A 24829-nucleotide genomic window follows, 5' to 3' on the forward strand; every position below is an offset into this window, starting at 1 on the left:
TGGGTTGCAAAGGTGCGTTAGCGAAGCGTAACGCACCCTACACCCGCCCCGACTCAGGTATCTAGACTTGCTGTTATAGCAGTAGACACATCGATTAGGACGTTCGGCACCATTGTAGAGACGTTGCATGCAACGTCTCTACATAAATGATGTGTCCTAACCGCTATGGCGGTTGCTATAAAAGAAAGGGCGATCCGATAAAATTAAATAGACACAGTTGTCAATTTGTGCAAGGGGGTCGCCCCTACCGGGAATGAAAAGAGCGATCGCTCTCGAAACGTGTCAAGAAAGATATGGGTAATGATAGCGATCGGGAAAAAATCCCAGATAAAAATAATTGGAGGCGCTATAGTAGGGACACGGCAGTGCCCATTGGTATCAACTTAAGGTGCAAACTAATACTGACAAGGTTTTAAGCTGTGTCTGTCTACTCCTTGACCTTGGGAGCGATTTTTGCACGGGAGAAGGGGAACCGGACTCTCTTGCTCCCCTCTTGCTCCCCTCTCCCAAGCTTGGGAGAGGGGCTGGGGGTGAGGGGTTTAGCTTAAGACACGGATGAGCACTGCCATGCCCTTATCGGTAGAACTACCGTATCCTGATGGAAATCTAATTATAATTTCTAAATAAACAGGTTAATTGCCATGAATATCAGCACCCTATTGACTCCGGCACTCACCTCAACCCTGTTCGCTCCCCTAGCGTTAGGAGTGGCTTTTAACATACCCTCAGCCATTATCCCAGAATCCGCGATCGCCCAAACCACTGAACGGGTGAATCCCCTAGAAGATATGAATAATCGCCAAAATGAGCGAGATTCACTTACGGGAACAACGGGTAACAGTGGCTTTAATGTCTTTGATTTTATCCATCGCTCCCGTTTAGGCGTTGATTCTGAGGCGTTTAACAGCGAACTGGATCAAAACTTAGACAATGCCACGCAAGAGTTCCGACAGCTACAACGGGAACGGTTGAGAAATCAACCACAAGTTCAACCGAATTCCCCCTCTGTTCCCACCGGAGGTGCAACTCGATAAAACTGTCCTCACAACATTCCCTTTTGTAGAGACGTTCCGGCGGAACATCTCTACCAATCTATAGCAGTAGACACATCGATTAGGACTTTCGGCACCATTGTAGAGACGCGCCATGGCGCGTCTCTACTCTCCAGTTAAAAAAGGTGCAAAATCCTATGGTATAAGCTTTCTGCCCTTCTGCCTCCTGCCTCCTGCCTTCTGCCTTCTGCCTTCTTGCACTAGCTCATGCTGGCTAGGATATCCTTAGCATGGGAATCGGTTTTCACCTTCTCATCAACATAAGTGATCGTCCCTTCACCGTTAATCACATAAGTGACGCGCTTGGAATAACCACCGCCTTCAACATCATAAGCTTTGGTAATCGTGCCATCCGGATCAGCGAGCAATTGGAAAGGCAAGCCATACTTCTCCTTAAATTGCTTATGGGATACCTCATCATCCATACTGACACCGAGAACAACCATATCTTTGCCTTGATATTCAGCGTAGTTGTCCCGGAAGCTTTGAGCTTCCTTGGTGCAACCTGGAGTATCGTCTTTGGGATAAAAATAGAGAACTACTGTTTTCCCCGCCAAGTCAGACAGGGAAACGGTATTCCCTGCATCATCTTTGGCGGTAAATGCCGGAGCTTTATCACCAATGCTTAAAGCCATAAGTCTTTTTCCCTGTGTTAACTACTTAACTATTCTTCATCCTACTACCTTCGGAACTTTGATTAAGTCTGGATGACCCGCATGGCATCCATTCACCACTCAAATCCACTCAATTGACTCGGTTTGCCCTCTCCTGTGAGGTTAAGATAAAAAGAAGCCTAAACCTAGGATTGACTAGCGTTTCCACCAGCTAATCCAGTTGTAATGACATCCATTTCCTCTGAAAAAGCCCAGTCGTTTCACTATCCAGAGCGAACAGTTAAACGCGCTAAACAAGCGTTGCGCTGTCTGCCCTTCCAGTTAACCTTGTACAAGGAGATGCGTTTGACCAGCGTTTCCCTGCTCGCGATCGCGACGCAAAAAGGAATAGAACAGGGCTATACTAAAAGTCCCTTATCCGAGTTGGCAGCCGAACGTGATTTACTGTGGTTGATTCAAGTCGGCGTTTTGCGGCGAGAAGTTGATGGTCAAGGTATTACCGACAGTTTTCGTCTCACACCCTTGGGTCGTCAACTGGTGGAAAAATGGGCAAGCCGAGGCGAGTCATTACCTCCGCCATCCCTTTGGGATCGCATCGCTCACGCCTGGAACCGTTGGTTACGATTGCCTATCTAAATTCATAGTCTAAGGGTTGCTTCTATTCGTTCTGATTACCCGATAACTCTTAACCCGCTTTATGAAATCGCTGATGGTGGTGGGAACAACCTCCCACGCAGGAAAATCCTTTATTACTACCGCCTTGTGCCGTATTCTTTCCCGGCGCGGTTGGCGTGTGGCTCCGTTTAAGGGACAAAATATGGCGCTCAACGCTTATGTCACCCTCAATGGCGGCGAAATTGGACATGCTCAAGCTGTGCAAGCTTGGGCAGCTAATGTTACGCCCTGTGTCGAAATGAACCCGATTTTACTTAAACCCCAGGGGGATATGACCTCTCAAGTCATTCTCATGGGTCAAGTGGCGGGTAAAGTCGGCGCGGCGGATTATTATGAACAGTACTTTGATCGGGGTTGGCAAGCGATTCAAGAGTCGCTGCGGCGTTTGAGTCATGAGTTTGATTTTGTCGTGTGTGAGGGTGCAGGGAGTCCAGCAGAAATTAATTTGAAGCACCGTGACTTAACCAATATGCGGGTAGCAAAGCATTTAAATGCACCAACGTTACTCGTAGTAGATATTGATCGCGGCGGCGCATTTGCTCATATTATTGGGACTCTGGAGCTCTTGGAACCGGATGAGCGAGTCTTGATTAAAGGTATCGTGATTAATAAGTTTAGAGGACAGCGATCGCTCTTAGAATCGGGAATTACTTGGCTCGAAGAACGCACCGGAATTCCTGTCATTGGCGTGATTCCCTGGATTAATGAGCTCTTTCCCGCTGAAGACTCTTTGGCATTACTGGATCGCTACAATAAGAGAAAACGGGATAGTGAATTAACGGTGGCGGTAATTCGTTTCCCTCGCATCTCTAATTTTACTGACTTTGACGCCCTAGAAGCGGAATCAACGGTTAACGTTAAATATTTAGCCCCAAATCAATCCCTGGGATACCCCGATGCCCTAATTTTGCCAGGGACAAAAACCACGATTAGCGACTTACTCGTACTCCACAAAACAGGTATGCTAGAAGAAATTAAAAACTATGCCGCTGCGGGGGGTACCGTTTTAGGGATTTGTGGGGGTTTTCAAATGCTGGGTCAAACCCTGCTAGATCCCGATGGCATTGAAGATGAACCGGGGCAATATCAAGGATTAGGATTATTACCGATCAAAACCATAATTACCGCCCGAAAAGTAGCACGTCAGCGTCTCGTAACCTCTAACTATCCCCAAGTCGGTTTACCTGTTTCGGGTTACGAAATCCATCAAGGGCGTTCTCGGCTGATTGACTCAGAAAGCACGGATAATAAATCTGCCTATCAACCCCTGTTTGATGACCCTGGTTTGGGGTTAGTCGATATCACTCAGTCCATTTGGGGAACCTATCTCCATGGTTTATTTGATAATGGTCCCTGGCGACGGGCGTGGTTGAATCAACTGCGACATCAACGCGGACTTCCGTCTTTGCCAACGGGTATTCCGGACTATCGAGAGCAGCGCGAAGTAGTGTTGAATTCTTTAGCAGATAGCGTAGAGGCTCATTTGGATTTAAGCACTATCATACCTAACTTGACGTGAGTTAATAGCAAACCTGTTCATGAGTGTTACCATTCGATTTTTACCCGATGATGTCACGATTAATGCAGAAGTGGGAGAACCGCTACTGCAAGTGGCTCAACGCGCTGGCGTTTTCATTCCCACAGGATGCCTGATGGGTTCCTGTCATGCTTGTGAGGTTGAGATTAACGACGGGGAAACGATTTGTGCCTGTATCTCGGCTGTACCACCGGGTCAGGAACAGCTTACGATTAATCTCTATAGTGATTCAACCTGGTAAGTTATTGGTCATTGGTCATTTGTCATTGGTCATTTGAATTTCTTCTTGAGTAATTGAGCAATCATTATGATCAGTGAATCTCTGTTTTCTGTTGACTATGATACTAGCTTAACCTAAACTTTTCCCCTACAGATGGAGGTTTAACAGTAGAGCCAGCGTAAATCCCAATACGGCTCGGATACAGCATCTTGTGACGTACCCAGCGCTGCCGTTACCGGACAGCGTGGGCAACTGAAGCCTTAAATAAAGCGGTCAGAACTTCCTTTGAGGTACTATTAGTAGTAGAAGTTACTACTACTGGATTCCCTCTACGGCGTTTTATCGTAGGGAACACGTCCAGCCCTACACGTTTTAGGTTGATAGCAGCATTAATATCTCTATCAACCCAGATTTTTAACAGTTCATCCCAATACTCTCGAATCGAGCAGTCCGTAAACACGAACTCATCTCGGTAACAGAGGATTTGGGAAGTATAAGCAGGATTCTTTTCAACAACCACAGCTCCAGCTTTTGCAGCTATGTAACTCAGAGTTGAGAAGAATTGTCCGAATGCAGCATCCAACCAGGACTTGTTCAGTCCGGACTTAGCCGACTGACCATTAGGAAGATATTTCCCGTCATCATCCTGCTTGGGTGCATTGCGCTTGGTTAAACCTTTGAGGTTTAAATCCTCACAGAAAAACACCTTCTTGCCGCTTCGCACCAATTTGTGCGCGGTCTTATATTGGAAGTCTTGACGACTTCTAGCAATGCGTTGGTGAAACTTTGCTTCTCTTTTGGCTAGTTTACGGCGACGGCGAGACCCTTTCTTTTTAGCGTTTCGCTTGGTCTGCAATCTGCCTAACCTGTTGAGGTTTTTCCTTAAGGGCTTAAGAGAGGGTAGGCTTTCACCTTCAGAGGTGGCAAGATATACATCCTCGTGTAGAACAGCATCAAGCCCCATCGAGTTATCCCAAGTTGGGATTATCTTGTCTGGGGTGAAATCTGGAACAGACGGGTTATCCAAGATAAATGATGCGTACCAGCCGTCAGGCTTCTTGGTGACGCTGATTTGCTTGAGGTTAAACCCGTCTGGTATTGGGCGATGAGTTCTAACCTTGACCAGCCCAATCTTAGGTAGTCTTAGGTAAAGCCAACGACCGTTGACCGTACAGAACTTCAACCACTCATTCTTTACCCCGTCAAATACCATTGTTCGGTAGCGAGACTCGCTTTTGAACCGGGGTTTACCAGAGCGTTTTCCCTTCTTGTCTCCTTTGATGTACCGTTCAAACGCCTTATCAACTCGCTTACAGACATCCTGCAAAATAGTCGAATAAAAGAAACGCTACAGATCTAGTTATTTTAATGTAGCGCTGTTACAAGAATATTAAAGTTCTTAAGCAATAAATTCGCGGACAGCATGTAACCAAATGTGAAAGAAGAGGATGTCGAACCCTCTTCTTTAACCGCCTATCCATCCCAGCGCCGCCTTTCAGGACGGCGTGGGTCTTCCGGCGTTTTTGCTAAAACGGTGTATCACATCGAGCCTGAAAACGCTGTAACGCCGCTAAAATGATGGAATAGATTTCACAGTAATCAACACCTCTGATCATGATTCGTCTGCCCACCCAATCCAATCCCCCAGATTCTCCCCGGCAAACTTTGCCGACCATGTATGATTTACCCAGTGATAATCCGGAGGACCCTGGATTGCCTGATGAGTTTCACTTTTTTCAACCCCTGCTACTCCTTTTAACCTTTCAACCAACTAATTGGAATTGGGAGGAGGTGTTTTCTGCTTGCGATTTGAATCTTTATTATGATGTTAATCATACTCACTGGTACAAGCGTCCCGATTGGTTTGGCGTTGTCGGAATTCCTCGCTTGTATGAACAGCGAGAGTTGCGCTTAAGTTATGTGATTTGGCAAGAGCAAATTAGTCCTTTTGTGGTAGTGGAGTTATTATCTCCGGGGACGGAAGATGAGGATTTTGGACGGACAATACCCCAAGCCGGAAGTCCACCGACAAAATGGCAGGTTTATGAAAAGATTTTACGGGTGCCCTACTATGTGATTTTTAGCCGCTATACCTTGGAACTGCAAATCTTTCATTTAGTTGAGGGGAAGTATCAACGGGTGAATTTAACCGATAATCGGTTGGTCATACCCGAATTAGGGTTAAGCTTGGGATTATGGTCAGGACGGTTTCGTGAGATTCGTGGGCAATGGTTGCGATGGATGACCCCTTCAGGCGAGTTGATTCCCACGGATAATGAACAGGCTGTATTTGCTGAACAACGGGCAATCGCCGCCGAAGAACGCGCTCAGCAGGAAGCTGAATTCGCTCGATTAGCCCAAGAACGCGCCCAACAGGAAACCCAACTTGTTCGATTAGCTGAAGAACGCGCCCAACAGGAAGCCCAACGCGCACAATTAGCTGAAGAACAGGCACTTGCTGCTGAGGAACGCGCCCAGCAATTGGCGCAACGGTTGCGAGAATTAGGGATTGATCCAGATAATATATAGGGCAAGATTAGCTGTCGTGCATTTAAATTGGGTATGAGTAGCGAGCAAGATGCTCGCACACCAATGATTTCGCCATTGATGAATGTTATGCTCCTCGTATTCTGGTGGGCAATGCCCACCCTACGGGATATTAATGGGGTTATGGCGGCTAAAAGGCTTCATAAAAATCCATGTTCTTGGCGAACACTGGTAAGTTAGTTATTATTGCTCGCTTTCGTTACTGCACTATGTCATCGACTGTATCCTCTACTTCTAGCCAAGCAATTCCGGTTGAGAAAATCCGTTATAACGATCAGGGGCTTGTCCCCGCCATTGTCCAGGATTATCTGGATGGTACGGTATTAATGATGGCGTGGATGAATCGAGAATCCTTGCAGAAAACCTTGGACACGGGGGAAACCTGGTTCTGGAGTCGATCGCGTCAAGAATTATGGCACAAAGGCGCAACATCGGGTCATTTGCAACATGTGCGATCGCTCCGTTATGACTGTGATAGTGATACGCTGCTGATTGGTGTGGAACAGGTGGGGGATATTGCTTGTCATACCGGGGAACGCAGTTGTTTTCATCAGGTGGATGGGATAAAAGCTGCACCGCCTGCTGATACCTTGTCTCAGGTGTTTGAGGTGATTTGCGATCGCAGAGATAATCCTACCCCTGAATCCTATACCTGTAAGCTATTTAAGGGTGGGGATAATAAGATTCTTAAAAAGATTGGTGAAGAAGCCGCCGAGGTGGTAATGGCGTGTAAGGATGATGAGAAAGACGCGATCGCCTCAGAAGCGGCGGATTTGTTTTATCACACCTTGGTAGCATTGGCACATCACCAGGTTGATGTGCGGGACGTTTATCGCAAGTTACAGGAAAGACGGCGGTAAATAGCCGATAAAAACGGATGGGGATTTCCGCCGATTTTGTTCAAATTAATAACACCGGAAGGCTAAGAGTTAATCATGACATCCTTGTTTTTTAAAGGATTTATTCGGGATATTCGGTATAATCCCCAGTTCCGTTCTAAGCTGCAAGTTTATCCGCTTAATTCCTTTGATATTAATACAGCCTCCTCTTCTGGCATTATCGAATTAGATAGTCCAGAAAATACATTAGCCTTCTCAAAATGGGTTTCTCCTAAAAGAACTCGGTCTTATCCTTTTTCCAGAATCTACAATACCTATTACTTAAATACTAAAAAAGTTACGATCATTCCAATTATTAAGGATGAAGGACTGGCTGGTGATCATGATCGGATTAACTTTATTACCTTTTCTTGGATGAGTTTGTTAAATGTCTACATTATCTTGGCTTGGTATGAAAATGCTGAAAAGGTTAAGGCAAACTCAGATAAGCTAACCAAACAAAAATTCAATCCTGCTTACGTTAGAGAAAAAATTAACGAAATAGCTAACTATCAATTAACAGCGTTACACTGGAACACGACTCATTTTCAAAATGACTTTAACGATATCTATAGAACCGCTGTCAATCGGTATCAAGTGATCTCGCAAAATCAAGGCGTTCCAGTGCGAAGCCAAAATAATCAACTGGCTGTCCTGGAACAGTTTAATGTGAACAACGATTTCAGTCTAGAAAAGTTCAAAGATTATACCCTGCCCAAATCTCTCAAAGCTGCTCAACGAGAAGTCCTAACCAGGCATGAGTTGGAATATTTAGCAGATGGAGATAAGGGAATTTTTGAAATTTCTAATTATTTAGGCGGACAGTATTATCTTACAGTCGATGAAGTTTATCAAGAGGATAATAGGTACATTCTACAAGAATCAAAAAATAGTCGCAAAAAATTGCCCACGTTAGCAGATATTAAAGATGGATTATTTAAACTCATCTTGTTTGCCAACTTAGAAAAACTCTTGATTGATGATTCTGAAATTAACTTCCTCGTGTGTCTAAAAATAACGGGACATATCATCGGTTCCTTATCACTGCCAACGACTAATGATTTTATCCACGAATTTTGCCAAAGCAATCGATTTAGTCCTGTACAAGTAAGAACTATTATGACACTCGTTCAAGAGTGTACAGTTAATCCTAAACTATCTATCCTGATTGATTCATCTAGCTAAAATGAGCAAAAGTCCACTTCGATATCCGGGCGGAAAATCAAAGGCATTAGACAAAATATTGCCCTATATTCCTTGGGATATCCAAGAATTTAGAGAGCCATTTGTCGGTGGGGGTTCAGTATTTTTAAAAGTAAAATCCAGTAGAGCTTTATTTCCTATACATTACTGGATTAATGATTTAAATTATGATTTATACTGCTTCTGGAAAATTGCCAAAGAAAACAATCATAAACTCATTGAAACTATCCGCAATATGCAAGTTACCTATCCAGAAGGTAGGCAGCTATATAATTTGCTCACGGCCAAAAATCATAAGTTATCTGAATTAGAACTGGCTGCACGTTTTTTTATCTTGAATAGAATTACCTTTTCCGGAACAGTGGATTCAGGAGGGTATTCTCAGAAAGCCTTTGAACAGAGATTTACAGAATCATCGATAGAGAGACTGATCCATGTAGCGCCGTGTCTTGCATCAGTGACGATTACCCATGGAGATTATGAACAACTCATTGAGCAAGATGGCAACAATGTATTTATCTTTCTTGATCCTCCTTACTATCAAGCAAAAAAATCTAAATTATACGGTGTTAAAGGTCACTTACACACCTCCTTTGACCATCAGCGATTTGCTAATATTATGAAGAATTGTCAGCACAGATGGTTGATTACTTATGATGATTCACCTGAAATTAGAAACCTCTTTAGTTTTGCTAAAATCATTGAATGGGAGTTGCAGTATGGCATGAATAATTACAAAAAGAAAACAGCCGCGAAAGGTCATGAGTTATTTATCAAAAATTACTAAATTCAGGATTGGCGATATATTGTTCTATACGGGCATAGCGTAAATTATCCTCTAGTTTTTCAGCACCGTAGTGACGCAAGACTTGCCTTTGAGCCAGTAACTGACCAAATTCATACTTATCAATCTGGGCGAGTTCTCTAGCCTTAGCGAAGGATAGGAGTTTTTCAGTATAAAGGGCAACCGCAAATTTACATAATAATTCTTGCTCAATCCTTTGTTCAGGTAAGCGAATTGCACGGAGTACGGAGTCAGGAATCGATAACTGAAGGCTCATTCTTTCTTTCCTTTTCTCAGCTATTAACACATCTCTCATTGATGTGCTAGTCGAGTACACTCTCGAAGGCGTAGATCCTGGCAAATTGTTCTCTGGCGCTAAGTTGGCTTTCAACGGTGATGGCAATCCAGACGGAGGTTTTGTCACAGGTGTTACTGAGCAATTCACGGATATGTTCGGCAATATCGTTGGGCAAATCAACGTAACGAATCCTCCACCCGTATTTGTGGACGAAATAACGTTTGATTCGCCAGTGTCAAAACTATTTGTCAGCAAAGATATTGGATTAGCTGCCTTTGTGACACCGGCTCAAGCGAATATTTCATTCGTCGATCAAACATTCACCCATGAATCTGTTCCTGAACCCGGTACAGTCAGTGGACTACTTGCGATCGGTTCCTTAAGCATTGGTGCAATGGTGCAGCGACGTCGTGCAAATAAAGCCTAATTTGATGCACTTGCTCACTCAACGCTAATCTCTTCCAAGATAAGCAGGCTCTTGGTGGTTAGAGCTAGTTTGATGTAAGTGTTGTTTCTATTCTAGCCCCACTGCTCTAGTGGGGCTAGATCATCATTGATAGTTTTATTAGCACATTTAAGCCTTTGATGTTTTCCATTTTTATCCTCACCCACAACGAAGAACTGGATATTGCTGAAGCCATTGAGTCAGCACAACTATCCGATGATGTGATTGTCGTAGACTCTTACAGCAGTGACGCCACCGTAAACATCACCAAACGCTATCCTGTCCGCCTGGTTCAGCATCCCTTTGAATCTCACGGTAAACAGCGCACTTGGATGTTGCGTCATATCCCGACTAAGTATGACTGGGTTTATATCCTGGAAGCTGATGAACGGATGACTCCCACCCTATTTGCAGAGTGTTTGGCGGCAATTAAAAACTCAGAACACGTCGGTTATTACGTGGCGGAACAAGTTATGTTTATGAACCATTGGATTCGCCACAGTACCCAATATCCTTGCTATCAATTGCGCCTCTTAGACAAGCACAAAGTTTGGTTTACCGATTATGGTCATACGGAACGAGAAATTTGCCAGGGAACCACGGGGTTTCTGAGACAAACCTATCCCCATTTTACCTGTTCCAAAGGGTTCAGCCGCTGGATAGAAAAGCACAATCGTTACTCAACCGATGAAGCCAGAGAAACCCAGCATCAGTTAGAAAATCATACTGTCAATTGGCGAAATATCTTCTGGGGACGCACGGAAGTTGAACGCCGTCGCGCTCTGAAAGATTCATCCTTGCGTTTGCCCTTTCGCCCTCTGCTGCGTTGGTTTTATATGTATTTATTTTTGGGGGGGATTTTAGATGGTAAAGCGGGATTTGCCTGGTGTACGTTGCAAGCATTTTATGAATATTTGATTGTACTAAAGGTTTGGGAATTGCAACAGAAACCGACACAATCGATCGCATTGGTACAGATGTCAGGCGTCAGCAACCTAGAGCGGGTAACGGTTACAGGGACTCAGAGATTACGGCGCGATCGCCCGCTGCATTTGAATAGTTAGGCTTCACGCCTTCTTGAGAAATGGAACTAAGTGCATCATGTAATCCCGTTTGCCAATGGGTACACCAGCCATGCGAAGAATGTCGTAAGCCGTAACCAGATGGAAGTAGAAGTTTGGAATTAGAAAGTCGTTCACATAGGCGCGACCAGACATTTCGATGTAAAGATCCTGACCGAGATCGATGCATATCAACTCACTTAGCTTTTCATCTTCGACGTTAATGCCCAAAAGAAGTCCCTTGGTATTCGCTATGTGTTCGTATGCTTGTGCAAGAAATGTGACTTCTGGATCTAGATTATCCATCGGTTTGCCGTTACACCATAAAGCAAAGTTGCGTGGTTGATTGCAGGTGAAAGCAACCTGTGTACCGAAGGGAAGCATATCAGTCGCAATACGCTTCTGAAGAAACGACTCACTATCACTGAAATGAGTCTGAGCTGACTTTAGGAGGTGTTCGAGAGTTGTTAGACGGCTTTGGAAGATAGTTTTGATTGAATCTATATTTTGACTTGGCATTTTGCGATCTCTTAAGACTTATTTCATGTAGTCTAAGTGTATACGGAAAACCCCAAAATGCATACCTATCATGACACCATCCACGATAGAACGGGGAATAAAGTTGTGTAATATGCGGCGATTCTTTACCCGGGTTCCTACAAGTCATATTCTGGAGGAGAAATTGAAGCGCTTCCAGCCTATCCTGGAAATGAGGCTAAACTACAGCAGCACCTGTATCCTGTGTTAGAGAACGCCCTCACGGTTGTGTAATCGCCTAAACTTATGAGCCTGGATGTCATTGTTATTGGTAGCGGAATTGGTGGATTGACGGCGGGTGCTTTACTCGCCCGTTATGGCAAACGGGTGCTAGTTTGTGAAAGCCATGCTATTCCCGGCGGTGCGGCGCATAGTTTCCACAGACAGGGATTTGAGTTTGATTCGGGTCCTTCGTTTTATTGTGGATTAAGTCAGCAACGCCCCAGTCTTAACCCATTACGGCAAGTTTTGGATGTTCTGGGCGAGTCGTTACAAACGGTTCCTTATGACCCCTTAGGACATTACCATTTTCCGGACGCCACGTTACCTGTGTACAGTGACGCCCAACGGTATCGAGAAGCTGTAGCCGAGATTACACCTCAAGGCGCGAAAGAATTAGCACAATTTGAAAAACGCCTGCTTTCTCTCTATGAAGGGTTGCGAGAGATTCCCACAATTGCTTTACGATCCGATTGGCAAGTGATTCCAGTTTTAGTGGGACGTTATTTACCCTCACTCTTAAAATTACTGCCCCATCTGGGACTTGTCCAGAATTCCGTGGGCAAAGTCATGGATGAAACCGTGCGAGATCCTTGGGTGCGGCGGCTGATTGATGTGGAATGTTTTCTGTTATCGGGATTAAAAGCACAGGGAACGATCGCGCCTGAGGTAGCCTTTATGTTAGGGGAACGTTCTCGTGCGGGTGTGGAGTATCCTGTTGGGGGAAGTCGGGCGATTGTGGAGGCGTTGGTGCGCGGGTTAGAACGCTGGGGGGGTGAGTTGCGCCTAAATGCCCATGTTGACCAAATTGTAGTCCAAGGGGGGAAAGCTGTTGGGGTACGATTGCAACGGGGAGAGGTGGTAAACGCCCCGGTGGTGATTTCTAATGCCACAATTTGGGATACCTACAGTCAGTTATTGCGCCCAGAAGATTTACCCAAAGCGTATCGGAAACAGTCTCTAGACACCCCAGCCGTCGAGAGTTTCATGCACCTACATTTAGGGATTCGGGCGGAGGGGTTAGACGGGTTGACGGGACATCATGTTGTGGTTCACGATGGCAATCGAGATATTACCGAACCGGGTAATACTTGCATGATTTCCATTCCTTCAGTGTGGGATGCTAATCTCGCCCCAACGGATCATCATGTAATTCATGCCTATACCTTAGAACCTTACCAGGGTTGGCAACGGGATGATAGATATAAGGAGAAGAAAAAAGCGCGATCGCAATCTTTATTCCGGGCGTTAGAACGGGTTATTCCGGATATTCGAGAACGGATTACTTTAGAACTGATTGGTACGCCACTGACTCATTCCTATTATTTACGTCGCTATCAAGGCACCTATGGTCCTGGGATTCCGGCTGGTAAAGCCATGTTTCCCAGTTGTCACACGCCGATTCCGGGATTGTATCGGGTGGGGGATAGTACAATGCCGGGAATTGGGGTTCCAGCGGTGGCGGGTTCGGGTATTCTTTGCGCTAATACGTTGGTGACACCCTCACAAACCGCTGAGGTATTGGCAGATCTGGGTAAGCAGGGGTAATCGTGCGATCGCTCAATTGACTAACAGTATTCTAAGTAAGCTGTCATGCATTTAAATTAGTATTAGTAGCGAGCAAGATGCAAAGCCTGCGGCATGGCTTCGCTAAAGCCTGCGGCATGGCTTCGCTAAACGCACTACAAGGATTGCGCCATTATTGATATTAAGGTTTAAGTGCCGAACAGCTTAGGTCGGTGTCAATAAAGCTATCTATATTAAGTTATGTAAATAAACCTCAAACCCTTACAAATGACAAATGACGAATGACAAATGACGAATGACGATCACCACCGTTAACTTTAATTGTCCCCACCTACTTATACTAAATGACCTGATGAAATAAAAAACCCAATCAGGAATCCTAAAATTGTGGAGAAAACCACGGAACTGCCTCCCAATTCATAAGCTTCCGGCATCATTGTACTAGCAACCATGGCTAAGATTGCGCCGCCCGAAATAGCCTGTGCGATCGCGACAACGACCTCAGATGTATTATTTTGTAAAAAATAACCCCCAATGGCACATAAACCGCTGAGAATCACCACACCTATCCATAATCCTAAAATCTGACTCGTTTTCGTTCCCGCTTGTTTCATTCCTGTGGCGCTGGATAAGGCTTCGGGAAAATTAGAAATAAATACCGCCAATAAAAAAGACCAGCCCAAATCGCTATTGCCGGAATTCATGCCAATTACCGCCGCTTCTGGGATATTATCAATTAATGTACCCACCAGAATAGCAAACGATGTAGACTGTTTCACTAAATTTTCTAGGGTCATTTGATCGTCCCGGAGTAACAGATCCAGTTCAACTTGATCCATAACCTGCTGTCGCCACCGATCTAAACGATGTTCCACAACCATGCGTGACTCTGTTGCCACTTGGAGTCGTCGGGCTAAGGCGCGACTCAGTGACCAAGCCAGATGGGGCGACCAGGTTAGCATGGTGTTGAAATGTTCCTGGTGTAACTGATACAATTCCATTTGGGTGCGAGCAACCACGGTGGCAGATCGCGGTTCTCCAGTCAGGAGTGCCATCTCACCAAAAACTTCTCCAGGTCCCATCGTACCGAGAACTTTTCTACCCTTGCGGACTTCGGCTTCACCGTCAACAATCATATAGAAATAGTCACCAGGGGTTCCGTCTTCACAGAGTACGTCTCCAGGGTTGGCGTGAATGGGATTGAGAAACAGGGCAACTCGTTGGCGTTCCTTCGGTGGTAGGTTTTGCATCACCTCAATATGGGCGATGCGATTAAGGATATCCGTCACCTGATCAGCACCATGTTCAACCAGGTAGCGGCGACTGGATGCTGGTTTACGCAAGAATCCGCCATGTTGGTCAATATAGGATGTCAGTCCGGTAAATAACATCCCTCCTGCCATAAACCCAATTAACAGGGGGACAAAGCCACTGTGACGATAGACCGGAATCGTGATTTCAAACGCGATCGCAGACAGTAGTGTACCACTGCCAAATGCCATAATCGTCGCAGATAAGTGGCGACTCGGTTGCCAAAAGACTCCCACTGACGCGCCCAAGGCTAAACTAGACGCGCCCAGAATTCCTTGAAAAAAGGCTGCCGTTGGCATAGGTGGCTTACGTTTTTAGGTCAGTTTTCATCCTATCGGAGAAAGGGCATCAAAGGATGTGGGATTGTCTACAAACGTTAAACTGAGGACAGGGGTATAACCAATTGATTTCTCTTTCAGGCATCAGATAACAATGATTGAACTCCTAGCCGTACTTTCGGTAGCAGCAGCAGTAGGAATGAGGATTGCTTTGCCTTTATTGGTGATTGGCTTGTTGCAAAGCGATAACCTCTGGAATGAAATTCCCCTGCTGTCTCGCATTCATCCCTCAGTTTTAGTCGGTATTTTGACCACCTTCTCGTTATTTGAATTATTTGCCTCAAAGAAGCTGCTGGGACAGCGCATCTTGCAAGTTGTCCAACTCTTGTTTAGTCCTGGGGTTGGCGCGATTATGGGTATTGCTGTCGCCCAGTTTGTTAACGCCCCTGTGGAAATTATTTGGATTGCTGGGATAGTTAGTGGGTTATTGGCTTTTGTCCTGCAATTGGTACAAGTTGGCTGGTTTTTTCGCTTACGCGGTTTACCGTTGTGGGTGGTTTTTTGTCAAGATGTTTTGTGTGTGGCGTTGGTTATTTTTGCCTTTGATGCACCTCAACAAGGTGGATTGATTGCCCTGTTGTTGTTGTGGATAGCGATTCGTAGTTCTCAACAATGGCGTCGTTTATATGGTAGGAGTGATCGTTCGCGGCGATATCGGCAGGTTTTGTAGTTTGATTTGGGGTTATATTATATGTTTGGGTATCGGAGTTATTTTTTTTAACGCAGAGGTACGCAGAGGTTAACGCAGAGGTACGCAGAGGACGTTAGAGGATTTAGACAAAATTTTTATAGACTCGGATTTTTATGTAGGGTGGGCAAGTCTTATAAACATTGAAGCTTTTATTCTCGTTTGTTGTTCTTGCCCACCACAGGATAACTATCACGCCTTACTCTATCCAGAATTCTAGAGACTGTTTCAGCGTCAGGAGATTGCAGGCGCTGCAAGATATCTAGGGCTTGCTGTAAGTAGTTGAGGGCGGTTTCAATTTCTCCTTTTTTATCGGCTAGTAGTTGTCCTAGCATGGCTAAGGTTGTGGCTTGATTTTGAACATCACCAATGCGTTGAGTTAAGTCTAAAGATTGCTGTAAAAGGGTGATGGCTTCTTCGACTTCTTCCTGTTGGGCATAGATAAATGCCAGATTGTTTAATGTTGCTGCTTCACCTTGCACATCACCTATGCGCTGTGTAAGGTTTAAGGATTTTTGATAAAGGGTGATTGCTGTATCGATGTCTCCCTGATGGGCGTGGATATACGCCAGTTGGTGTAATATCGCCGCTTCTCCTTTGACATTGCCTATACGCTGTTGGAGTTCTAACGATCGCTGAAAAAGAGCGATCGCTTCTTCTATTTCCTCTGTATAAACATAAGTACCTGCTAAATTGCTTAATGTTGCGGCTTCTCCTTGGACATCGCCTAGACGCCGTTGAATTTCTAACGATTGCTGAAAAAGAGCGATCGCTCGTTTTATTTTACCTTGTTGGACATCGATGGCTGCCAAATTGTTTAATGTCGCGGCTTCTCCTTGTACGTTACCAACTCGCCGTTGGAGTTCTAACGATTGTTTAAAAAGAGCGATCGCTTTTTCTATTTTACCCTGTTGGATGTAAATATTTGCTAAACCATTCAATGTTACGGCTTCTGCTTGGACATCGCCTAGACGCCGTTGAATTTCTAACGATTTCTGAAAAAGAGCGATCGCATCCTGAAATCTTCCCTGATTAAGCTTAATTATTCCTAATTCATGCCAGCTATTTGCCTTGAGGGTTGCTAAATTATCATGATCATTTGCTAATTCTAAGGCTTGTTCCAAATGTTCCCTAGCTTTGGCAACCTCTCCCTGACTAGAATAGGCTTGTCCTAACTGAATCAAAATATTAATGCGTGTTTTAAGATTTGCGCCTGTGTCTGAATAACCTGAAGGGGAATATTCCATTAACAAACGCTGGAGTAAATCAATTCGTTCTTGCTTTTCCGATAATTCCAAACTTCCCAGCATTCTATCTGAACCTATAGTTTGCTGGATCGCCTCATCTCTGGTTAATTGTTCCGTTTCAAAATGAAACACTTTTCTCCCCCACGCCCAAAAATCCGGGGCATATTTCGCCAGTCGAGTTATCGCATAATCGGGTAAAACGAACAAAAGAGGATGAGGTACACTAGCGGTAAAGGCATCGCGCACGAAATTAAGGTCTTGCAGTACGGGCGGATAGTCCCCCGACATACCAATTGATTTCTCTAGACCAATAATAATTAGAACTAATTTTTTAGTCTCATCTCTTGGGATTTTATTTAATTCCTCAACAATCACATCCCGCACAAACCGCAAATTGGGATCAGATAAGTTCAAAACCTCAAACTGAATATCCTGACATTGAGGATGAGTCGTGATAATCTCAATTAAACACTCTCTATCTTTAGCAAAATTAACCTCAACAAAGCCAATGGTTAATTTCTTATCCACAAAATCCACAAACATCACCAGTTCAGCTAATGACTGCTGATTCCGGGCAATAAAGACCTCTCGTTCTGACATCTCTTTAGGGAGTGCTATACTTGGCTTGAGCGAGTTTAAGGGCATCTTTAAATGCATTACTGTGCTTCAAAACAGGATTAATATAATTCCAGAGCTTGACAAAAGCATCATCCAACAACAGATTAATATCCGCTTGTAAGCGACCAATATTTTTTTGCAAGGTTTGGCGAATCGTCTTTTTCTGCTTATCCGCCCCTTTTATTTGCGCTTGTAGCTTTGCCAATAGCTTAGAAATAAACGGGATTTCATAACCTGCTTCCGCTGTAGCACTGACACTCACGGATTTCTCCACCGTTTCCTCAGTTTCTTGGGTGATTTGCTTAAACCAAGACTCAAAATTATGCAGCAATTGCGTATCAAACTTTGCCCCTAATTTATAGAGTTCATCAGCCACCTTTTTAGTAATGATCAGGTATAAATCCGTATAGTCGGCATCATTAATATCCAATTCAGCATCCGCTTCTAAATAAATCACCCGATATTCCGCGTCCCATCGGTGCTGAATCCGTCGCAGTTCGGTACTCTTACCACATCCCCGATGTCCGGTAAATAAAATTGAGCTAAATTCAGCAGGTTCAAGAAAGTCTAAACGGGCGCTAACGCCTTCAATCGCTTCCGTATTCCGTACTGCTGACAAATCCACATAATATCGTTCCACATCTGGACCCAGCAGGGGACCCACATCACAAGCCCGAAAAGCTGCTTTCAGGGTGGTAGCGCGGTTGGGAGGGAGTGAAGTCATTGGGTGAATTGAATTAGAATTACGCCCGGAAATGTAGGGTAGCACCGACGTGCGCCCGATTCAATGGTCAAATCTATTCCACCATTTTAGCTGTGCCACGCCACTAGCTTGAGTCAGTGATATTGATTTTGAGGTAAGGTTAGAAATCAGATGGCAACGGGAGAGCAATAGGCAAAGGACGTTCTGATGAAGCGCATAAATTCGGTAACTTTGGCATTCCTATCGTTAAGTACGGTCGTCTTTTCGACTATCCTATTGTCTGTTGGCGTTATCCAGCCTCAATCCATCGCCCAAGATGCGCTAGTATCTCAAGCGCTGTCTGATTCTGAGGAAGAAGAGTTGGAACAGTTGCGGGAGGAACAGCGTATCCAAGAACAGGTGCAGGCGGAAGCTAATCGTGCCTTTAGTCGCACCACCACCCTGTTTAATGTCCTCCTGGCTGTCTTAGCGCTGCTGTTAATTGCGGCGATTGTTGGCTTATTCCTGTTGCGACGGGCGGTAATTCGTGAGGTGGCGGATTTGGTGCGGGCGCATCTGAATGAATTAACCGACTTGGAAGGGAAGATTAATCAGGCGAATCAACAGGTACAAGCGATTCTGGAACGTACCGAAGATTTAGCCAATGATTTGAATCGAGAAGCCGATGACTTCTATGAAGATATTGGCATGAAGCAGAAGGAGTCATCCCAGCTTCTGAGTGAACTCTCGGACTCCCAACAACAAGCACTGCGGGATTTAAATACCCATATTAAAGACGCCCAAAAAGCCCTTGCCCAAGTTGATAACGAGTTTTCTGATCATTTATCCCAACTGCGTTCTCAGGTGGAATCGGAACAAACGGATACCCTGGAGAACCTGAAACAATTAAGCGCCCAATTTACCCCGGAACTGGCGAAATTGCAACAGGATACCCACACCGAAAAAGATCGGGTGGTGGAAAACCTGAAAAACTCAGAAACCGCGTTTAGTAATCAACTGGCGGAACTGTTTAACCAAGCCCAAAGCCAACGGGATGCAATTCTCCAGAGTTTAGAACAACTGAGTAGTGAATTTGCCCCAGAACTCTCGAAACTGAAACAGGCGACTGAAACGGAAAAAGCAGCAATTATCCAGCGCTTGCAAAAAACAGAAACCGAGTTTGGTAAGCAATTAACCCAATTGCAAAACGAGGCACAAAAACAACGGGATAGGATTCTCCAGAACTTAGAAAAACTCCAGAAGGAGTTTACGCCCCAGCTTGACCAAGTGAAAGGGTCACTGGATGCTCAAAAAGCGACGATTTTACAGAATTTGCAACAGGCGGAAACGGAGTTTAAACAGCAATTAACCCAACTGCAAACCACGACGAAACAAGAACGGGAGAGTATTCTAGAGAATCTGCAACGCCTCGCCTCAGAGTTCTCACCGCAATTGACGGAGATTAAAACCCAAGCCGAACAACGAGCGCAACAGCAGCAAGCGACAGCGTTTGAGGATGTGGAACGGTTACGTAAAGAAGTGACGCGCCAACTGGAACAATCCCAATCGCAAATTCAAGGAGAGATTGATCAAACCTTGGGCAATTTGAAAAAATTGGAACAGGAGGTAACCAGTCAGCTTTCAACAACTCAATCAGGGGTACAAGAAAACCGCGACCAAACCCTGCAACGCTTGAGTCAAATCCAAAGCGAGTTTACCAGCCAATTTTCCCAATTCCAGTCGGCGATTCAAGAGCGCAAAGATCAGGCATTTCAAAGCCTGGAAAAACTGGAGTCTATGTTAACCGATGAGTTGACAGATATCCAATCTGATGCTAAAGGACAAAAAGAGGAAATCCTGCAAAAGTTGGCAGAGATTACGCCAACAGAAATTGCCGAATCCGCCTTATCTGATGTCCTGCAACAAATCCAACCCCTGACGGAACAACTGGAACGATTGAATCAGAATCATCCAGAGTTTTTCTTGAATGTTAAGGATTATATTAATCAGGGGGATAATTTATTTGCCCAAGGTGACTATGAAGAGGCGATCGCACGATATGATCAAGCCTTAGAACTACAACCCGATAACGCGAATCTATGGCATCAGCGCGGTGTCGCCTTGTGGGAATTACAACGCTATCAAGACGCGATCGCATCCTTGGATCGGGGGCTAGAACTCGCCCCAGAAGCCCCGGATACCTGGTACTATCGCGGATTAGCCTTGCGAGAATTACAGCGCTATGAAGGGGCGTTAGTCGCGTTTAATAAGGTGATTCAAATCCAGCCTGATGATTACAAAGCATGGCTAAATCGGGGAATGATGCTAGGGAGATTGAAACGCCGGGAGGATGCGATCGCCTCCTTTGAGCAGGCGTTGGAAATCAAACCCGATTACCATGAAGCCTGGGTGAATCGCGGCGTGGTACTCGGCGCACTCCAACAACATGAAGAAGCCTATAATTCCTTTGACAAAGCCGTGCAAGTGCAACCCGATGATGGCATAGCCTGGTTTAATCGCGGGTTAGCCTTGGCGGTATTGGAACGGTATGAAGAGGCGGTAACCTCGTTTGAGAAGGCGATCGAACTGAAACCGGAGTCTCATAAAGCGTGGACCTATAAAGGTAATATGTTACTCAAGTTGAAACGAGAGCAGGAAGCCTTAGAGAGCTATGATCAGGCATTAGCCATTCAACCCGATTATGCTCCAGCTTTTTATCAGAAAGCCATCGGCTATGCTCACCAACGTCAGGCTCACTTCAGTATCGACAACTTAGAGAAAGCGATCGCCCTGAATCCGGCGTATCGTCAGGAAGCCAGAACGGATTTGGACTTTGACGCGATCGCAGAAGATGATCGCTTCTGGAGGTTGATTGAACAATAAACGATTGAGACATTAAATCAAATGATAATTCAAGCAGAAGAACGACGAATGACGAATGACGAATGACTAAGGACAAAAAAATGACACCCGAACAGATGGATACACCTATTCTGGACAAGCTAATTGAACAACTGAAAACTATGCCTCAAGACTTGCAGTGGCGAGTGCTGGAATTTGCACGCACTATTTCCGGTTCAACAATTCAAGGCGTCCCTGGGCGACAATTACTACGTTTTGCAGGTTCAATTCCACCCGATGATGTTCAGTTGATGCACCAAGCAATAGAACAAGATTGTGAGCAGGTTGACCTTGATGAGTGGTAGATACTTATTAGACACTAACATCATCATTGCGCTCTTTGCTGATAACGTAGCCGTGAGAAACAAGCTGATCCAAGCTGATGAAGTCTTCATTCCCAGTATCGCCGTTGGCGAGTTGTATTATGGTGCTAAGAAATCAGGACGGCAAAAAGACAATTTAGAACGGATTAATGAATTAATCGCCAACAGTACTGTCCTTGGATGTGATACACAAACGGCTCGTTACTACGGGGAGGTCAAAAACAAGTTACGTCTTAAAGGGCGTCCTTTACCTGAAAACGATATTTGGATTGCCGCACTTACTCTCCAATATAACTTGACATTAGCAACACGCGATCGTCACTTTCAGGACATCGAAAATCTACTAACTGTTGCTTGGTAAGTCCTTAACCCCTTACAAAGGACATAGCTTGCGCTCTTCGAGTATGATCAATAACCAATGACAAAACAATGACACCCGAACAAAAACAAGAAATCACCGAACTACGCGCCCGCAACTTAACCCCGAAACAAATTGCTCGCAAGTTAGGATTACGGGCGGCTGAAGTTACCACCTATATCAAAGAACAGGCGGAGGAAAAAACACTTGCCCGTGTCGCATCGGGAGAACTAGATCCCGTTGTCGAATGCTTTGTCAACGCCAACTGTGCGGACTATTATCTCCACGAAAACCCTGATCCAATCGAAGAAACCGAGGCAAATATTGACCGAGGGTTAGCCTTAGTCTGTATTACCCGCAAAGCCAAGTATGACCGATTCACCGTTTGTACTTACCTACTAGATGTATGGTGTCTCGGCGTCAAAGATACCATGGGTCCGCGTCAACTGAATTCAGTTGAATATAAACAGATGCTAGACTACGCCTATCAAGGCTTTCCCGAAGGTTCTCAAAAAATTACCCTTGAACAAGCCCAATCCTTAGTTTATAGTGCAGTAGAGTATGCTGACCAATTAGGCTTTAAACCCCATCAAGATTTTCAGCAATCGCGATTTCATTTAGGCAAGTGGAGTGGTCAACCCAAAATTCAAATGGGTCGCAATGGTAAACCCTTTTATATTAGTGGTCCCTACGATAACCCAGAAACGATTATCAACATCTTGCGAAAAAATGTCGGTGAAGGAAACTTTGACTACATGACCCAGTTATTTGATGATTCTGATGAATCTGGTTCATTCACTGACTCGTTGTTAACTGAAACCTTGTTAAAGGAGCTTTTATAAAGCCTATTTTAATTAGAATGACACTGAATTGAAAGTTTGTAGTAAGCGCTTTAGCGCTTCTGACACGCTTCGTACCTACAATGACCAATGACCAATGACAATCCCCACCTGCATAAAACGTGAACCATTACTTTGCCACAGTCGCCCGTGGATTAGAACCCATTGCGGCGCAAGAACTTGAACGCCTAGGGGCGCAGGAGGTGCATCCGGATTTTACGGGGGTGCATTTTCAGGGGGATACGGCGTTAATGTATCGGGTGAATCTCTGGGCGAGAACGATTTTTCGGGTACTGGTTGTTTTAGCCGAATTTCCTTGTGCGAATGCGAAACAGCTTTATCAGGGAGTACAAACTATCCCCTGGGCGCAATACCTGAAACCCCAGCAAACCTTGGCTGTGAATGCAACTGGAAAGACGAAACAGCTTAATCATAGCCATTTTACCGCCCTGCAAGTCAAGAATGCGATCGTTGATCAACAACGCAGTCAGTTTGGGAAGCGGTCGAGTGTTAATATAGACAAGCCTGACTTGTTAGTTAATGTTCATCTTCATCAAAATCGATGTATTCTCAGTTTAGATAGTTCAGGAACCAGTTTACATCGACGCGGATATCGCTCTGCTATGGGACTTGCGCCTCTGAAAGAAACCTTGGCGGCTGCTTTGTTAGAATTAGCAGAATGGCATCCCCAGTTACCGTTAGTAGACCCGATGTGTGGTTCTGGAACGATACCTTTAGAAGCTAGTTTAATCAGTTTAAATATTGCGCCAGGATTGTTTCGAGAACAGTTTGGATTTGAGCGTTGGTTAGACTTTAATCCCACCCTTTGGCAACACCTGCTCAACCAGGCAAAAGCTTGTCAGCACAAGGAATTGGCTGCACCCATTATCGGATGCGATCGCGCGGCGGATATCCTCAGCCAAGCCCGGAGTAATGCCCAGGATTGTGGCATTTTTGACCCGATTAATTTTGTTCAAAAAGACCTTACCCAACTCGAACCTCCAGCAGGTAGCGGCATAATTATCTGTAATCCGCCTTACGGAGAACGGTTAGGCAATGTTCAGGAATTGGGAGAGTTATATAAGTTACTCGGTGATATTTTTAAACAACGGTTTAAAGGCTGGACGGCATTTATTTTAACCGGGAATAAGCAGTTGGCAAAGCGAGTCGGATTGAAAGCATCGCGCCGAATTCCGGTGTATAACGGGTCTATTCCTTGCACGTTTTTAAAGTATGAATTGTATTAATTTAAGATAACGAGTCTGAGGCAAGATTGGATTAAGGGCGCAAGGATGGTGCCCCTACATTTTCGGGGAACTTATCGATGTCGAATAGATCGAATGATTAAACCGATGGGAAGTGCGATCGCAACGGCAATGATAATATGAATCAGGACGTTCAAACCATTGTAGGTGGTACATTTCACCACACCTGCACTGGGACATACAGGTGTATCAGAGTTGGTTTGATTCTGGATCAAGGTTTGGATGGGTTGGGAATCGACTTGGGAGGATATCCCACTCACGGCTAATCCGGTTCCGACTACGGCTATCCACAGTTCTAGGTTTTGCAGCTTCTGGTCTAAAGTGCGTTGGCGAAGCCTGTTCCTTCAGAACGTATCGCGTTCTGCTTGATCTAAGTCTACGATACCTCGCACGGTTTCTAGCATTTGTCCGAATAAGTCTTGTCCGGGTGATAGATAATTGATGTCGGTTTGGATTTGCTGTTTCCAGATGTGGCTTGCTTTGAGGAAATCGCCCCAGAATTGAGGGATATTGCCAAATTGGGCAAGTTTCTGTTGCTTGGTGTCAAAGTTGGTGAGATTGGTTTCCATCGCTGTATGATGGGCGCGTAAGTCACGCAAGCATCGGGCGTAGTCGAGGGCGGTGTGGGGGATTTGGTTGAGCAGGTTTTTTAGGGCGTCGAG

23 protein-coding genes and 3 pseudogenes are annotated in these 24829 nt (G+C 45.0%); 17 read left to right on the forward strand and 9 right to left on the reverse strand.

Features of this window, described 5'->3' with window-relative positions:
* Positions 1–641 precede the first annotated feature (641 nt).
* Positions 642–1034 (forward strand): hypothetical protein, encoded by a 393-nt coding sequence (locus RH949_RS08945; RefSeq protein ID WP_446352614.1) that lies wholly within the window; start codon positions 642–644, stop codon positions 1032–1034.
* A 218-nt stretch (positions 1035–1252) separates the two neighbouring features.
* Here the strand turns inward: RH949_RS08945 and RH949_RS08950 are convergent, their stop codons facing one another.
* Positions 1253–1687 carry a peroxiredoxin gene (locus RH949_RS08950; protein WP_006098233.1) on the reverse strand — a complete coding sequence of 145 codons (435 nt, stop codon included), beginning with the start codon at positions 1685–1687 and terminating at the stop codon, positions 1253–1255.
* Positions 1688–1891: 204 nt separating this feature from the next.
* Between RH949_RS08950 and RH949_RS08955 the strand changes: the two genes are divergently transcribed.
* The 3 genes from RH949_RS08955 to RH949_RS08965 all read left to right on the forward strand — a co-directional run bounded on the left by RH949_RS08955 (position 1892) and on the right by RH949_RS08965 (position 4119).
* Positions 1892–2302, forward strand: coding sequence for an Npun_F0494 family protein (locus tag RH949_RS08955; RefSeq protein WP_006097838.1), 411 nt, complete (start codon positions 1892–1894; stop codon positions 2300–2302).
* 61 nt (positions 2303–2363) lie between these two features.
* Positions 2364–3860, forward strand: coding sequence for a cobyric acid synthase CobQ (cobQ, locus tag RH949_RS08960; RefSeq protein WP_446352615.1), 1497 nt, complete (start codon positions 2364–2366; stop codon positions 3858–3860).
* Positions 3861–3879: 19 nt separating this feature from the next.
* Entirely contained in the window at positions 3880–4119 is a 240-nt protein-coding gene (locus tag RH949_RS08965; protein WP_006098167.1) for a 2Fe-2S iron-sulfur cluster-binding protein, read from the forward strand.
* Between the two features lie 211 nt (positions 4120–4330).
* Here RH949_RS08965 and RH949_RS08970 read toward each other — a convergent pair.
* Positions 4331–5434 (reverse strand): annotated as a pseudogene (locus RH949_RS08970) (RNA-guided endonuclease InsQ/TnpB family protein); the annotation flags it as partial.
* Between the two features lie 278 nt (positions 5435–5712).
* On the opposite strand from RH949_RS08970, the gene RH949_RS08975 reads away from it, so the two are divergent.
* From RH949_RS08975 to RH949_RS08990, 4 genes are all read left to right on the forward strand, one after another.
* Complete coding sequence (locus RH949_RS08975; RefSeq protein WP_446352616.1) at positions 5713–6627, forward strand: Uma2 family endonuclease; 915 nt, start codon at positions 5713–5715, stop codon at positions 6625–6627.
* Positions 6628–6854: 227 nt separating this feature from the next.
* A complete protein-coding gene (gene hisIE, locus RH949_RS08980) occupies positions 6855–7505 on the forward strand; it encodes a bifunctional phosphoribosyl-AMP cyclohydrolase/phosphoribosyl-ATP diphosphatase HisIE (protein ID WP_044204503.1) in 651 nt (216 codons plus the stop codon).
* A gap of 75 nt (positions 7506–7580) precedes the next feature.
* Positions 7581–8708, forward strand: a complete 1128-nt coding sequence (locus RH949_RS08985) for a hypothetical protein (protein WP_446352617.1) — start codon at positions 7581–7583, stop codon at positions 8706–8708.
* A gap of 1 nt (position 8709) precedes the next feature.
* Positions 8710–9513, forward strand: coding sequence for a DNA adenine methylase (locus tag RH949_RS08990; protein ID WP_446352618.1), 804 nt, complete (start codon positions 8710–8712; stop codon positions 9511–9513).
* Here the strand turns inward: RH949_RS08990 and RH949_RS08995 are convergent.
* Positions 9500–9787 (reverse strand): UPF0175 family protein, encoded by a 288-nt coding sequence (locus RH949_RS08995; RefSeq protein ID WP_006097967.1) that lies wholly within the window; start codon positions 9785–9787, stop codon positions 9500–9502. The genes RH949_RS08990 and RH949_RS08995 overlap by 14 nt on opposite strands.
* Before the next feature lie 43 nt (positions 9788–9830).
* Here RH949_RS08995 and RH949_RS09000 point away from each other — a divergent pair, with 43 nt between their 5' ends.
* Both RH949_RS09000 and RH949_RS09005 read left to right on the forward strand, forming a co-directional pair.
* Entirely contained in the window at positions 9831–10235 is a 405-nt protein-coding gene (locus RH949_RS09000; RefSeq protein WP_446352619.1) for a PEP-CTERM sorting domain-containing protein, read from the forward strand.
* 158 nt (positions 10236–10393) lie between these two features.
* Positions 10394–11317 carry a glycosyltransferase family 2 protein gene (locus tag RH949_RS09005; RefSeq protein WP_446352620.1) on the forward strand — a complete coding sequence of 308 codons (924 nt, stop codon included), beginning with the start codon at positions 10394–10396 and terminating at the stop codon, positions 11315–11317.
* 3 nt (positions 11318–11320) lie between these two features.
* Here the strand turns inward: RH949_RS09005 and RH949_RS09010 are convergent, their stop codons facing one another.
* On the reverse strand, positions 11321–11833 hold the full coding sequence (locus RH949_RS09010) for a DUF1993 domain-containing protein (protein WP_044204319.1): 513 nt from the start codon (positions 11831–11833) through the stop codon (positions 11321–11323).
* 264 nt (positions 11834–12097) lie between these two features.
* Here RH949_RS09010 and RH949_RS09015 point away from each other — a divergent pair, with 264 nt between their 5' ends.
* Positions 12098–13618 carry a phytoene desaturase family protein gene (locus tag RH949_RS09015; RefSeq protein ID WP_446352621.1) on the forward strand — a complete coding sequence of 507 codons (1521 nt, stop codon included), beginning with the start codon at positions 12098–12100 and terminating at the stop codon, positions 13616–13618.
* Positions 13619–13932: 314 nt separating this feature from the next.
* On the opposite strand, the gene RH949_RS09020 is transcribed toward RH949_RS09015, so the two are convergent.
* Entirely contained in the window at positions 13933–15207 is a 1275-nt protein-coding gene (locus tag RH949_RS09020; RefSeq protein WP_006097965.1) for a cyclic nucleotide-binding domain-containing protein, read from the reverse strand.
* Positions 15208–15340: 133 nt separating this feature from the next.
* Here RH949_RS09020 and RH949_RS09025 point away from each other — a divergent pair, with 133 nt between their 5' ends.
* Positions 15341–15916 carry a DUF4126 domain-containing protein gene (locus tag RH949_RS09025; protein WP_006097913.1) on the forward strand — a complete coding sequence of 192 codons (576 nt, stop codon included), beginning with the start codon at positions 15341–15343 and terminating at the stop codon, positions 15914–15916.
* Positions 15917–16086: 170 nt separating this feature from the next.
* Here the strand turns inward: RH949_RS09025 and RH949_RS09030 are convergent, their stop codons facing one another.
* Both RH949_RS09030 and RH949_RS09035 read right to left on the reverse strand, forming a co-directional pair.
* On the reverse strand, positions 16087–17781 hold the full coding sequence (locus RH949_RS09030) for a tetratricopeptide repeat protein (RefSeq protein ID WP_446352622.1): 1695 nt from the start codon (positions 17779–17781) through the stop codon (positions 16087–16089).
* 91 nt (positions 17782–17872) lie between these two features.
* Positions 17873–18523, reverse strand: a pseudogene (locus tag RH949_RS09035) (ATP-binding protein); the annotation flags it as partial.
* Between the two features lie 186 nt (positions 18524–18709).
* Here RH949_RS09035 and RH949_RS09040 point away from each other — a divergent pair.
* The 5 genes from RH949_RS09040 (at position 18710) to RH949_RS09060 (ending at position 24149) form a co-directional block, all read left to right on the forward strand.
* Entirely contained in the window at positions 18710–21364 is a 2655-nt protein-coding gene (locus tag RH949_RS09040) for a tetratricopeptide repeat protein (RefSeq protein WP_446352623.1), read from the forward strand.
* Between the two features lie 95 nt (positions 21365–21459).
* Entirely contained in the window at positions 21460–21687 is a 228-nt protein-coding gene (locus RH949_RS09045; protein WP_446352626.1) for a hypothetical protein, read from the forward strand.
* The gene (locus tag RH949_RS09050; protein WP_006098245.1) at positions 21677–22066 is read left to right on the forward strand and encodes a type II toxin-antitoxin system VapC family toxin; all 390 of its coding nucleotides are present in this window, start codon (positions 21677–21679) and stop codon (positions 22064–22066) included. Before RH949_RS09045 ends, RH949_RS09050 begins: the two co-directional genes overlap by 11 nt.
* 68 nt (positions 22067–22134) lie before the next feature.
* Positions 22135–22905, forward strand: a complete 771-nt coding sequence (locus RH949_RS09055) for a hypothetical protein (protein WP_006097874.1) — start codon at positions 22135–22137, stop codon at positions 22903–22905.
* Between the two features lie 119 nt (positions 22906–23024).
* Positions 23025–24149: a THUMP domain-containing class I SAM-dependent RNA methyltransferase gene (locus RH949_RS09060; RefSeq protein WP_446352624.1), complete on the forward strand. Its 1125-nt coding sequence runs from the start codon at positions 23025–23027 to the stop codon at positions 24147–24149.
* Positions 24150–24220: 71 nt separating this feature from the next.
* On the opposite strand, the gene RH949_RS09065 is transcribed toward RH949_RS09060, so the two are convergent.
* Both RH949_RS09065 and RH949_RS09070 read right to left on the reverse strand, forming a co-directional pair.
* Positions 24221–24427, reverse strand: coding sequence for a hypothetical protein (locus RH949_RS09065; RefSeq protein WP_446352625.1), 207 nt, complete (start codon positions 24425–24427; stop codon positions 24221–24223).
* 84 nt (positions 24428–24511) lie between these two features.
* Positions 24512–24829 (reverse strand): annotated as a pseudogene (locus RH949_RS09070) (hypothetical protein); the annotation flags it as partial.

Origin of the sequence: Coleofasciculus sp. A1-SPW-01 (assembly GCF_040217205.1) — a bacterium.
In the GTDB taxonomy this organism is placed as follows: Bacteria; Cyanobacteriota; Cyanobacteriia; order Cyanobacteriales; family Coleofasciculaceae; genus Coleofasciculus; species Coleofasciculus chthonoplastes_A.